This window comes from Rudanella paleaurantiibacter, from assembly GCF_009184635.1.
GTDB classification, from domain to species: domain Bacteria; phylum Bacteroidota; class Bacteroidia; order Cytophagales; family Spirosomataceae; genus Rudanella; species Rudanella paleaurantiibacter.
The window spans coordinates 258,747-271,815 of sequence record NZ_WELI01000006.1 but is presented as its reverse complement, the minus strand read 5'-3'; the positions used below and the strand labels follow the sequence as shown (position 1 = coordinate 271,815).

Here is a 13,069-nt window from a genome sequence, read left to right as displayed (position 1 = left end):
ACCCTAACACACAACTATTTGTATTTCAGATAATTGAACAAAAAAGACAAAGTATATCTTTCAGTACTGGACATTCGGACTTTAGACACTGGACACTAGACTTACTACCTTTATAGATGGAGGTCTAACGTCCAGTGTCCAACATCTAATGTCCTAATAGCCAGTACTGAGAAGTATCTCCTGAGTACCGAACTAAAAGCCATCCACTACCTATCCTCATCAGATAGTAACCGTTGAGCGGGTGGGGAGGTGTCCAGCAAAACGGGTAGCGTCCGCCAAAGTATTTGGCAGTCGACCCAAAAACAGCGATTCGCCACGTACCACGCGTCGAGCGCGAACTTCTCATTCCAGCTCAGTGCATTACGCCCATGTACCTGCGCCCAGCCCGTGAGGCCGGGTCGTGTCTGATGGCGGGGGTACCTACCCACAGCAGAATCGTATTCGGCCAGTAGTGGGCGTGGCCCCACGAGGCTCATCTGCCCCATCAGAACATTCATCAACTGCGGCAGCTCATCGAGCGACGTCCGGCGTAGCCAGTATCCCAGCGGGGTTATGCGGTCGCTATCAGGGCGCAAGGTTCCGTCGGGTCCGCGAGCGTTGGTCATTGACCGAAACTTGAGTAGATAGAAAATTCGCCCGTGCAGACCAATACGCGCCTGCCGGAATAAGGGTGAGGCTCCGGTGGTAACAACCAGGGCCAGCGCAATAGCCAGCAACAAGGGCATAAGTAGCAACAAAGCCAGAAAAGCCACCAGCCAGTCAAGAGCGGGTTTGATGCAACGAACGTACACGATCCAGAATAGTTAAGTAACGGTGAGCCAAAACCCGGCGGTCGGCTTGGGCACAAACATATTGATACCCATTCTCGCCCTGCGCCGTAACCGAATCAGGCGATTCAAGATACAAACGAATAGCCTCAATCCATACCTCCGGCTTTGCAGGGTCTACGTACTGTCCAAAACCGTGATGCTCAGCCAGCTGGCGCGACAGGCCGTCGATACCCACCAGTACGGGTTTCCGGCACGCCAGATAATCGGGGAGTTTAGCCGACAACATGGTGTTGAAAATTGGGAGCGAGCGCATCAGCACGAGCCCGGCGTCGGCTGCGTCTATCCACCGAATCACCTCCAGTTTCGGCAGAGCCGATAAAAACCGAACGTTGACCAACCCACGCCGGGTGGCCTCAGCCTGTAGGTTAGGCTTTTCGGGGCCGTCGCCCAACAGCAAAAACCCAACACGGTGGGCTTGTAGCGCTTCGGCCGCGTCGAGCACTACAGACAACCCATTGGCGGGCCCGTGTGCCCCGGTGTAGATCACCCAAAACAGGCCATCCAACTGCTGTTTCCGCCGAAAAGCGTACCGGTCAAACGTTTCCAGAGCACGTTGGGTCAGCATCAGATCGGCCCCGTTGGGTATGGTTGACACGTTGGCGGCATCAACGCCTTTCCGGTTAACCAGCCACTGCTCAAACGCGGGCGTAAGCGTGACAATATGCGTTGCCTTTCGGTACAAAAATGCTTCGAGCGTGTAGGCGAGTTTTTGCGCCAGCGGGTTTTGGAGATAGCCCAGCTGCTCAGGAGCATCGGGCCAGAGGTCGCGCAGTTCGAGCAGCAACGGCTTACGGTACAACCAGCTGAGCAACCAGCCTGTGAGCCCGACCGTCAGCGGTGGCGAGGTGGCCAGCACCACATCGACCGGGCGCGGCACCCGCCACAAGCCCGCCCAAAAACTTGCCCCGAAAAAGGTAGTGTAGGCCCACAAACGGCCCATTCGCCCCCGGTTGTACCACCGCGACATCCGCACCCGGATTACGTGCAAGCCCGGTCCCGTTTGTTCGGGTTGGGTGCGGTCAAACGTTTGTCCGCTGAGGTAATGCACCGACCCGGCCAGCACCGTTACGCGGTGTCCGGCGGCTATCCAATACCGCGCAGTTTCGTTCCAGCGCCCGCTCCCGGCCGCGCCCTCGGGCAAAAAGTATGGATGAATCAGCAGAATGTGCATGGGCGTTACGCTGCCGCCAGGGCGTCTTGATAGGCTTGCAACAAGGCTTGCCAAAGGTCTTCCTGCCGGTACAGGTGTTCGATTCGACGACGGGCGTTCAGCCCCATCTGCTTCCCTTGTTCGGGATTAGTCAGCAACTGACGCAGGGCTTCGCGCAGGGCAACCGGGTCTTTGGGCGGTACCAGAAGCCCCGTTTTGCCGGGTTCTACCACATCGCGGCACCCCACAATGTCGGTAGCGATTACGGGCCGTTGCATAGCCCCCGCCTGTAGCAGCACGTTGGGCAACCCCTCGCGGTAGCTCGGCAGCACCAGCGCATCGGCCAGTTGCAGGTACGGACGTACATCGGCCTGATACCCCACCCAGCTAATGTGCGAGTGCGTACTGATGAGCTCTTTCGTATCCGAACGAACGGGATTAAGCCGCTCTTCGTAGTCGCCCACAAACAGGAGTCGCACATCCCGATTCAAATACACCAGCGACCGAAAGGCGAGAATCAGTTCATCAAGGCCTTTGTCGCGCACCATTCGGCCGATAAACACAAACACAAATGCTTCGGGCGGGATAGTCAGTTGCCGACGCAGGGCCTCGGCCCGCCTGACCAGCACGGGCGTTGTTGAAAAGTAGCCGGTGTCGATTCCGTTGCTGCTGCCGTTGCTAATTACCCGGAGTTTCGGGCCATCGTACAGGTTCTGCCGAATGTAGTTGGCCAGGCTGTGTGAGTTGGGCCACACGGCCGTAGCGCAGGCATAGGTTAGTTTTTCGGCCCACCGTAACAACATCCGTACCACGGGCTTTTTCTCCGTCAGCGGAAGCCCAGCCACAGTGTGTATGCGAACCGGCACCCGCGCCAACCACGCAGCCACCATGCCCACCAAACCGGCTTTAGGTGTATGCGTATGGACCAGTGCCGGACGGAGCCGACGCAACAACCGGTACGTTTTCCAGATAGCCCACCCGTCTCGCAGGGGGGTGATACGCCGGGTCAGGGGCAATGCAAAATGCGGGCATCCTTCCAGATCGGCCGGGCTATTGTCGGGGGCGCTCGCTGCGTACACCTCAAACCCGTTGGCACGCATGAAGGTCAGCTGCCCGTTGAGCAGGGTACGGAGCGATTCGGGTACGGTGGTTATGCGGAGAAGTTTAGCCATGCCGGTGCAGATTTCGATACCAGATTTCGAGCGACAGCAGCATCCAAATCAGTTTGGCCCGTTTTTCGGGCGCAAATCGGCGTGGGGCTTCCAGCAATTGCCGGATAAACGCGCCCCGCACCAGCTGATTGGCCAGCGCAGGCCGTTGCAGATAATCGTACACCAATGGCCGGAGTGGCCCGTCGACCCACTGCCGAAGCGGCACCTCAAAGCCCCGTTTGGGCGCACTCACCAGAGCAGGCGGCAAATAACCCCGGGCCAATCGACGGAGCAGCACCTTGGTTTGTATCCCTCCACTACGCCAGCTTACTTTCATCGAATCGGGCAGGCTCAGAGCCAGCTCGGCAACGGCATTGGCCAGAAACGGATTACGAGCCTCCAGCGAGTGGGCCATCGTGGCAATATCGGTTTTCTTCAACAGGTCGGCTGGGAGTAAAAACTGCATGTCCAGCCACTGCAACTGCCGACAGGGACTTTGGGTAGCTACCTGCTCTATTTTCGTTTCTATCTCGTACAGACTACCGGGCCAAATCAGCTCCGACTCATAGCCACTCAGCACATCGGTCGTGATGGCCAGATACCGCCCCGCCCCCGACTGATTGAACGGCTGTAACAGCCGATAAAAATGGCTATAGTACGATTGTTTGTGGGTCGGAAAAGGCAGTACACCCGCCAGCCGCCCCACCCACCGACCTACCCGATTGGGCGGGGTGTACAAACCAAGCCGGGCCGCAGCATACCGCCGATACCCCCCGAACAGCTCGTCGGCCCCGTCGCCGGTGAGCACCACCGGTACCTGCTCACGGGCCGCTTTAGCTACCCAATACATCGGCAAAGCCGAACTATCCATAAACGGCTCACCGTACCGGGGTAAAATTGTCAACACCTCGTCGGTCAGTTGTTCCAACGGAGGCTGTATCTCGTGGTGCCGGGTTTGGTACAACCGCGCCACCTGCCGGGCCATCGGCGCTTCATTGTAGGTACTGCCGGGCATAGCCAGCGTAAACGTCGGGATGCCGGGCCGATGCCGAGCCGCAATGGCCGTAATCAGCCCGCTATCAATACCTCCACTCAGGAGTACACCCACCTCACCATCGGCCGTATCGAGCCGTTGCTGAACCGATTGGGTCAACACGTCGCGGAGTTGCGAAAGCGGGTCTGAAGCCGACTCGGCCGAGTAATGAGTCGGCATTCCGAACGCAGGTTGCCACCAGTGCACCGTAGCCGCTTTGGGCGTGTAGGCATCGAGCACCTCCAGATGACCGGGTTGCAGCAGTCGTACATCCCGAAACGGGGTTTCGCCCGGCATAAAATAGCCAGCCCGGCAGTAGCGCGTGAGGGTACCCCGGTGTATGTCTATGGGTACGTACCGCTGTAAGGTTCGCAGCTCCGATGAGAACGCCAGTGCCGAACCCAACTGCCAGATGTACAGGGGCTTCTCACCAAAACGGTCGCGGGCGAGCCAAAGCCGGTTTTCGAGCGTATCGAACACGACAAGAGCAAACATACCGTCGAGTTCGGGCAACATCAGTTCGCCCAGCCGCTCCCACAAGTGCAGCAGCGTCTCGGTATCGCTGTCTGATTGGCATTTGAGCCCGTACCGGTACCGCAGTTCCAGATGGTTGTAAACTTCACCGTTAAAAGCCAGCACCCAGCGACCACGTTGCATGGGTTGCTGCCCGGCCTCACCACCCTGGATGGCGAGCCGGGTATGCACCAGCGTCAGCGGCCCGATTCGCAGACAGTTAGCCTCATCGGGGCCGCGATGCCGCATATACGCAGCTACCGACTCAGGGTCGGGAATGGCGTAATTCAACGTACCGAAGATACCGCACATAACGTCCGTTGGTTCGTTGATGATGAAGATTTCAGCAGCGTAGCATACCCCAGCATGAGTAGTTGACTCAACCAGAAAACAGGGTGCCGGGCTACGTAATGGAAGCCGCCAAATATCAGCAGGGCTACCAACCCCGCCAGCAATACGTAATGGCCCGACCGAATCAGACCACGGGCAACATGGTACTGAAACGCGAGCAACAACAAGCCCGCCAGTACGCCACCCGACGCCATCCAGTCGATGTACAGGTTATGAGCCTCCTGCCCCTCGAAGGCACCGCCATTGCCCGAAAAGGCACCCGGCCCCAACCCAAACAGGGGCGAGTAACTCACGGCCGTTAGCCCATGTTGCCACCGTAGCAGCCGCAAATCGCCCTGCCCGCCAATGGCATAAATGTCGGCAGCATACGTCCAGCAAAACGCCAGCACTCCACCAATGAGCCATAAACCAACGAGTGTAATCAGCGCCAGGAGGTAAGGACGCTCATAAGCCGGCCGACGCTGTGCCCAGGCACGTACCGACCAGAAGCCCGCCAACCCGAAACCAACGGCCCAGGCCAGCCGTAACGCTTCGGAGCCCGACAGCCAGCCAACCGCCAGACAGGCCGCCAGCCCGATACACGAAAAAAGTCGAGAGTGGGCCGATGCAGCGTGCATCAGCCAGAACGGAAGCGCGCAAACGTACAAGGCTACCTGATTTGGGTTTGACGATACGCCGTTGAGACGCCCAATCCAGGGCGAAGTCTCACCCAGTACCCACCCAAACAAGATATAGACCAGCCCATTAGCGAAGGCAAACGCAACACCCGCCCTTAACAACTGCCGCACCAGATACCGTTGCCCGTCGGGGTCGGTCAGGTGGGGCATGAGGCAGCACAGACTACCAAAGCAAAACAAGAGGGCTATGGCATCGTGCCAGAAACTACCCGGAAGCCAAACTCCCAAAGCCAGCGCCCACAACGTACCCGTGAATAAACAGAGCAGGCTGAGGCATACAAACCACCGCCAAACCCGGCTCATGGGCGTGGTAGAGCTTTGTTCGGGCATCGACAGCAGGGCTATGACTGATGCAATCCCCAACAAGACCTCGCCCGGCCCAACGCCCATCAGCCGCCAACGCGAAGCCCCGCAACCAACAATGGCCCAGGCAAATAGGCTAAGAAGTCGACGGATAGGCATGGTTACAGTTTTGGCGTAACCTATAAAAAAAGCCGGGCGGTTTTTGCAACCGCCCGGCCTACTTCCGTATATTTAATACACTTTTAACAGAATTCGGCTTACGCTTCTTCAGTAATCGTAACGCTCTGAATGGTATCGCCCTGACGAATCTGGTCAATCACATCGAGACCCTCCACTACCTTACCGAATACTGTATGGTTGCGGTCAAGGTGAGCCGTGTTCTGACGGTTATGGCAGATAAAAAACTGCGAACCGCCCGTGTTACGGCCCCGATGCGCCATGCTCAACACACCCCGGTCGTGGTACTGATTGTCGCCGTCGAGTTCACAGGGAATGCTGTAGCCGGGGCCACCCGCGCCCGTACCCGTGGGGTCGCCCCCCTGAATCATGAAGTTCGGGATAACCCGGTGGAACTTAACGCCATTGTAAAAGCCCGATTCGGCCAGTTTTACAAAGTTGGCAACCGTGCCCGGCGCGTCTTTCTCAAAAAATTCGATGATCATTGTACCCTTATCGGTACGCATTTCGGCTTTTTTCATGGCACAAAGGTACGGCTCTTTTGCAAACGACCGGTAGGTTATCCGCAGCTCCTTAGCGCACGGCCAGGGCTTCTTTCCGCTCGCCAATCTGCTGCCGCCACATAGCGTAATACAACCCGCGCTGTTCGAGCAGTTCGGTATGACCGCCCTGCTCCACCACATTGCCTTTCTCAAGCACAAAAATGCGGTCGGCGTGCAGAATAGTGCTCAACCGGTGGGCAATCAGAATGGTAACGTGCTGCCGCGAGGCCGACAACCGGCGCACGGTATTGGTAATTTCTTCTTCGGTGAGCGAGTCGAGCGCCGAGGTTGCCTCGTCGAACACCAGCAGGGCGGGTTGCCGCAACAGAGCCCGCGCAATGCTCAGGCGCTGTTTTTCGCCCCCCGACACTTTTACACCCCCTTCGCCAATGACCGTATCGAGCCCCTGCGGAGCGCGGGCCAGCAACGAATCGGCCGCGGCCTGATGCAGAGCCTGTAGGCATTCCTCGTCGGTTGCCTGCGGAGCCACAAATCGGAGGTTTTCGCGGATGGTGCCCGCAAAGAGTTGAGTGTCCTGCGTGACAAAACCAATCTGTTCGCGCAGTTCGTCCATGTCTATTTCGTTGTTCGGCACGCCGTTGTACCGAATATGGCCCGACAGCGGGGGGTAAAGGCCCACCAACAGCTTCACAAGCGTGGTTTTACCCGACCCCGACGGCCCCACAAACGCAATGGTTTCGCCGGTTTTGACGCCAAACGAAATACCGTTGAGCGCCGGAGAGTTGGCCGTCAGGTGCTTGAAATGAACCGCATCAAACGACAGTTGCTCGATGGTTCCGATAGGACGCGGGTGGGCCGGGCGCACCTCTTTCGGGGTATCCAGAATCCGGGCAAAATTGGCCAGCGACGCTTCGGTTTCGCGGTAAATGTTGATGATATTACCCAGCTCCTGCAAAGGCCCGAAAATGGCGAAGGAGTAAATAAACAAGGAGAAAAACTCACCCACCGTAATGCGGCCCTGCACCACCAGAAACAGCATAAACAACATAATGGTGTTGCGCAGCAGGTTGACAAACGTACCCTGCACAAACGACAACGACCGGATGTAGCGCACTTTTTTAAGTTCGAGCTTCAGAATCTTCTCCGTGGTGCCGTTGAGCCGCTCGGTTTCCTGTTGGGCAAGGCCCAGACTTTTGACCAGCTCGATATTACGCAGACTCTCGGTGGTAGAACCAGCCAGGGCCGTGGTTTCGGCCACAATGTTCTTTTGCACCACCTTGATTTTACGGCTCAGCAGCGAACTCACGAAACCCAGCAACGGGATGGTCAGGAAGTAAACCGGTGCAATAGGCCAATACACCGTACTGGCGTACCACATCACAAACACAATACCCACCACCGAGGTAAACAGGATATTAACGAAGGCCTGAATCAGCTTTTCTACATCGGCCCGGACTTTCTGCAGAATACCCAGGGTCTCGCCCGAACGCTGATCTTCAAACACCTGATAGGGCAAATCGAGCGAGTGGCGCAGGCCGTCGGAATAGAGCCGGGCCCCCAGCCGCTGCGTGATAACATTGACGTAGTAATCCTGAAAATTTTTGGCAATGCGGCTCACCATAGCTACGCCCAATGCCTGTAAAATAAGTATGCCCGCGCCCCCGGTCAGGAAATCGGCAAAGGTGGTTTGGGGTAGCACCGCCCCCTCTTTAACCACGTACTGATCAATGATTTTGCGAAAAATGTACGGATCGAGCAGAGAGAAAATCTGGTTGATAGCGGCCAGCAGCAACGCCAGTATCAACAACCCCCAGTAATGGCGTAAGTACGAGTAGAGTAGCTTCATAGTATGTGTCGGTAGAGTAGTAACAGTCAGATCAGAACCGGTCTGGCTGTTGGATAAACCCGCCGAAACCCAAAATAGTGGCATGTTCGGGTTACTTATTTTCTGAGGGTCAGATGGTTGCTTTGCCAACTTTTTTGCGTCAAAACCTAAAGGGCTTCAACCAACCGCAAGAAGCTCCGTACGGTATGGGTATTCTCGCTTTCCTCTGGTATATTCTGATTGGGTTTTTGGTATTTAATGTGGGGTATGTAGCCATTTGCGCCCTTGCGGGCCGGTTTGGCCGGGCCGACGATGTGGAACCCTCACCCAGTCAAACGACCTTCCGAAAAATCGCCGTACTGATTCCGGCCTACAAAGAAGATGCCGTTATCATCGACTCGGTTCGGGCAAATTTGCAGCAGAACTACCCCGCCCACCGGTTCGACCTGGTGGTGATTGCCGACTCGCTCCAGCCCGAAACCCTGAGCCAACTGGCCACTTTCCCGATTCGGGTGGTGCCTGTTGTGTTCGAGCAATCGACTGTGACCAAGGCCATCAATGCGGGTTTGGCCGCTATTGCACCTGACCCCTACGACATAGTGGCCGTTTCGGACGCCGACAACCATATGGCCCCTGATTTTCTGGCGCGCATCAACGCGGCCTTCGCCGGAGGCTGGCGAGCCGTGCAGGGGCACCGGGTTGCGAAAAACAGCCATGCCGGTGTGGCCGTGCTCGATGCAGTCAGCGAAGAGATCAACAACCATATTTTTCGGAAAGGGGTGCGGGCTCTGGGCCTTTCGAGCGCCCTGATCGGCTCGGGCATGGCCTTCGACCCGGCGCTCATGCGGGCGGCTATGGCCGGGCAAACCACCACGGGTGGCTACGATAAAGAATTGGAAATGAACCTGCTGCTGGCAGGCCACCCCATTGCGTATCTCGAAAAGGCATTCATCTACGACGAAAAAGTAGCCAACCCGGCGGTGTTTCAGCACCAACGTACCCGCTGGATTGCCGCCCAATGGCAGTTTCTGGTGCAGTATTTCGGGCGGGGAATGGCTAGTCTGGGTCGGGGCCAAGTCGAGGGCGCGTTTAAAATTTTGCAAACTCTGGTACTTCCGCGCGTGCTTCTGCTGGGCGTATTGGGGCTGACAACGCTGCTGGGCTTGGCGGCCGGGGCCACCTCATACTGGCTTACCCCCCTTGTTTTGTTACTCATTCTGCTGGGCAGCTTACTACTAGCCGTACCTCGTTACCTCTGGCAACAACTCACCCTGCGCGACCTCCTGCTCGTGCCGACGCTGATGCTCCGGTTTGCCCGGGCCGTGTTCAACATGCGAAAAGCGTTCAGCCGTTTTATGCATACTCCCCACGCGGCTAAGCATTCCAATTCCTGAATCGGCCTATCCCCAAACATTGGCAAAAAGGATTAACATGAACGACGTGACATAATGCCGAAACCACGTCAAAAGAATGCAGCCACTCACATACCCAGTTACAGCAATCAAGCCCATAACTTGTGTATAATCATTTGTTAAAGAGCATGATGGTAAAACATCTGATTATCAGTCTATTTTTCCTGCTGATAATCTTATTCCATTCGGTTTGCCTGGCGCAGCGACCGAATCCGCGCAATCGAGTTTCGTTTGGGCAATCGGTTGGGATCGTCAACGACAGCACGTTTCTGGATGTAGACCAGGACATTGCCGTGCAACTGATGCCGTTCGATGACCTGGTTAAGATGGCCGTTTCGTACTCGCCCCTGATTAAGTATCAGAACGAAGTGACCAACTCACTTGGCTCCGCCCGCGACCTGTCAAAGGTTCAGATTTTGCAAAACGCGTCGGGTTTCGCCAACTATTCGGGCGGCAACCAGTCGCTGGTGACAACGAGTCTCCTGCAAAAAGGCGACCAACTGGGGCAGATTGCCAACGGCTACCGCTTCGGGGTCGACTTCCGGGTGTCGCTTTATGATCTGTTTGGCCGGAAACATCAGATCAAACAGGCTACGGCCAACTACCGGGCCTCGGTAATTCAGAAAGACATTATTGAGCAGCAGATTCGTCGGGAACTGATCACCATTTATCAGGACATGATTACGGCCCAGCAGATTCTGAAGCTTCGGCTTACCGACGAACAGGCTGCCCTGGCCGCTCTGCGCATTGTGGAGGCCGAAAACCAGAAAGGCCGCGCTACCAGTGAAGCCATCTCAACGGCCACCAACCGGTACATCGAGTCGAAAGTGGTGACCGAGCAGGTGAAAGGTGAGTTTCTGAAAAACGTCCACCAGTTCGAGTCATTAGTGGGCGTTCCTATCCAACGTATGAAACGATTCTGAAAATGAATATTGAGGTCTTACTCCGGTTGCTGAAACAGCACCTGATCTGGTTTATTGTCTTGCCGCTACTCACAGCCGGCATGGCGTTTTATGCGACCCGCAACGAGGTAAAAACCTACATTTCGTATGCGTCGTTGTACACGGGCTTGTCGTCGGGCTACTCGATCACATCGGATCAGCGCCCCTCGTTCGGCGATCAGTCGGCGAGTGCGTTCGACAACATGCTCACCACCCTCAAATCAAAGGAAACCCTGCTCCGAATCGGAACCAACCTCCTGGCCGACCACCTGCAACTAAGCGAACCTGACACGCTCGTGCTTGGGCGCGCGGGCTTTGAGGAGCTGCAACAGGCGTTTCCGACCGATTGGCGGCTCATACTCCCTATTTACGGCAACGTGACTGACCTGCGCCGAGCCATCGACAGTCTGGCTAAGGTGCCTACCGATAACCCGGTGAAGCAATTGCTCCTGAAGTCGGAACTGCCTTACTCGATTCTGGTCATTGGCGAAAAACTGGACGCTACCTCCCGCAAAAACACCAACGACGTGATGTTGCTGGAGTACGAGGCCAACGACCCGGCTGTAGCCCAACGCACGCTGGTACATGCCATCTCGATTCTGAATGAGCGGTACTCGACCCTCAAAACAGCCGAAACCAACTCGGTTGTGGGATATTATGAAGGTAAGCTCAAAGAAGCCAAAGCCGCCCTCGACAAGGCAGAGGCCAATTTGCAGGCCTTCAGCATACAACACCGCGTACTCGATTATGACGAAGAGGCCCGTAACGTAGCGGCCTCCCGCGAAGCGCTCGTGGGCGAGTACAACGAAGAACTGATGCGCCGGAATGCGGCCAAGGCCGCTATGGAAGCCCTCCGGTCGAGAATGGGGCAGCAGGGCACCATCAAAAAAGTAAACAACGACCTTTCGGAGAAGCAGCGTAAACTGGCTCAGGCCGAAGCCCAACTGGCCAATGCCCGTGCCTACAACCAACCGAAACCGGTAATCACGCGCCTGCAAACGAAGGTAAAGCAGGCCGAAGATGAACTGAAAGCCAGTGCACAGCGGTACGATGCCGCAACGACCACAGACGAATCAGTGCCGCAGCAAACCATCAGTGCCGATCTGCTGGCCAAAACACTTGAGTACGAAGAATCAACGGCCCGGCTGGAAGTGTACCAACGCCGGATTAACGAGCTGGATAATAAAACGAGTCAATTCAGCCCGCTGGGAGCACAGTTGCGGCAGTTGAAGCGTGACCTGAGTGTGGCCGAAAAAGAGTATTTCGACCTCCTCCAGCACGTAGATCAGTCGCGGACCAAACGGCAGGACGTAGCCGGGGGAAAACTCGAACCGCTCGATGCGCCCGACTACCCGCTACTACCGCAACCCTCTAAACGGCTTCAGCTGATTATTGTCGGGTTTGGTGTCGGCGTTTTTCTGGCCCTGTTGCTAACGGCCCTCCGGTTCTGGCTCAACAAAAGCCTCAACTCACCCGAACAGTCCGAGCGACAGATCGGTCTGCCCATGACGGCCATTTTCCCGACGGTGAAAAAGCCCATGGTCTACTCACGGGTGACCCGCACGGCCCGAACCATGTTTGAGCAGTTGTTCAACGCTATCAATATCGAAATTGCCCAGAGCCGAGACAAACCGTACCCGCCCGTACTGACCCTATTCAGCATTCGGGGCAAGCAGGGTAAATCGTGGGTGGCCGAGGGCCTTAACCGGCTTTACACCGACGCCGATCAGCGGGTGGCTTACTGCTACCCCCGGCAGAGTCCGAAAGAACGGCGGGTGTACAAAAACGGGGTTACTCTGTTTCCGTACACCGTTCGGGCCGACTTTATGAACGTGACGAGCCTCGAGTATCTGGTCGATCACGATCATGACTTCGACCCGTCGCAGTTCGACCGGATCGTGCTGGAACTTCCCCCGCTCATCAGCAATCAGATTCCGGTATATCTGATGAAAGAGAGCGTGCTGTCGCTACTGGTGGTTGATGCCCAAAGCAGCTGGGGCCGGGCCGAGAAACAACTCCTGAACCTGTACGCCCGTGTCACCAACCAACCTATGCTGGTGGTGCTGAATCGTGTAGGGGGCGATCTGTTGCAGATTACCCCACCCACCGATGTCAAACAGGCTCCTGTGTACCGCGATCAAACGTTACAACCGCAACGCTACGAATCGTAGGGTATTCGGGCAGCCGACCGAACAATAAACAA

At 56.5% G+C, this 13,069-nt stretch carries 10 protein-coding genes; 3 read left to right on the top strand and 7 right to left on the bottom strand.

Going from position 1 to position 13,069, the window contains the following annotated elements; genetic code table 11:
* Positions 1–206 precede the first annotated feature (206 nt).
* The 7 genes from F5984_RS16180 to F5984_RS16150 all read right to left on the bottom strand — a co-directional run bounded on the left by F5984_RS16180 (position 207) and on the right by F5984_RS16150 (position 8,534).
* The gene (locus tag F5984_RS16180) at positions 207–791 is read right to left on the bottom strand and encodes a sugar transferase (RefSeq protein ID WP_246169040.1); all 585 of its coding nucleotides are present in this window, start codon (positions 789–791) and stop codon (positions 207–209) included.
* Positions 760–2,001, bottom strand: coding sequence for a glycosyltransferase family 4 protein (locus tag F5984_RS16175; protein WP_152125282.1), 1,242 nt, complete (start codon positions 1,999–2,001; stop codon positions 760–762). The genes F5984_RS16180 and F5984_RS16175 overlap by 32 nt, the downstream gene beginning before the upstream one ends.
* A gap of 5 nt (positions 2,002–2,006) precedes the next feature.
* Positions 2,007–3,152: a glycosyltransferase family 4 protein gene (locus F5984_RS16170; RefSeq protein ID WP_152125281.1), complete on the bottom strand. Its 1,146-nt coding sequence runs from the start codon at positions 3,150–3,152 to the stop codon at positions 2,007–2,009.
* Complete coding sequence (gene asnB, locus F5984_RS16165; protein WP_152125280.1) at positions 3,145–4,989, bottom strand: asparagine synthase (glutamine-hydrolyzing); 1,845 nt, start codon at positions 4,987–4,989, stop codon at positions 3,145–3,147. The genes F5984_RS16170 and asnB overlap by 8 nt, the downstream gene beginning before the upstream one ends.
* Complete coding sequence (locus F5984_RS16160; RefSeq protein WP_152125279.1) at positions 4,965–6,167, bottom strand: O-antigen ligase family protein; 1,203 nt, start codon at positions 6,165–6,167, stop codon at positions 4,965–4,967. The genes asnB and F5984_RS16160 overlap by 25 nt, the downstream gene beginning before the upstream one ends.
* 98 nt (positions 6,168–6,265) lie before the next feature.
* Positions 6,266–6,706 (bottom strand): peptidylprolyl isomerase, encoded by a 441-nt coding sequence (locus F5984_RS16155; protein WP_152125278.1) that lies wholly within the window; start codon positions 6,704–6,706, stop codon positions 6,266–6,268.
* 52 nt (positions 6,707–6,758) lie between these two features.
* Positions 6,759–8,534, bottom strand: a complete 1,776-nt coding sequence (locus F5984_RS16150; protein WP_152125277.1) for an ABC transporter ATP-binding protein — start codon at positions 8,532–8,534, stop codon at positions 6,759–6,761.
* Positions 8,535–8,719: 185 nt separating this feature from the next.
* Here F5984_RS16150 and F5984_RS16145 point away from each other — a divergent pair, with 185 nt between their 5' ends.
* The 3 genes from F5984_RS16145 (at position 8,720) to F5984_RS16135 (ending at position 13,037) form a co-directional block, all read left to right on the top strand.
* On the top strand, positions 8,720–9,907 hold the full coding sequence (locus F5984_RS16145; protein WP_152125276.1) for a glycosyltransferase: 1,188 nt from the start codon (positions 8,720–8,722) through the stop codon (positions 9,905–9,907).
* Positions 9,908–10,053: 146 nt separating this feature from the next.
* Complete coding sequence (locus tag F5984_RS16140) at positions 10,054–10,848, top strand: TolC family protein (RefSeq protein WP_152125275.1); 795 nt, start codon at positions 10,054–10,056, stop codon at positions 10,846–10,848.
* Positions 10,849–10,850: 2 nt separating this feature from the next.
* Positions 10,851–13,037 carry a GumC family protein gene (locus F5984_RS16135; protein ID WP_152125274.1) on the top strand — a complete coding sequence of 729 codons (2,187 nt, stop codon included), beginning with the start codon at positions 10,851–10,853 and terminating at the stop codon, positions 13,035–13,037.
* Positions 13,038–13,069: the final 32 nt, after the last annotated feature.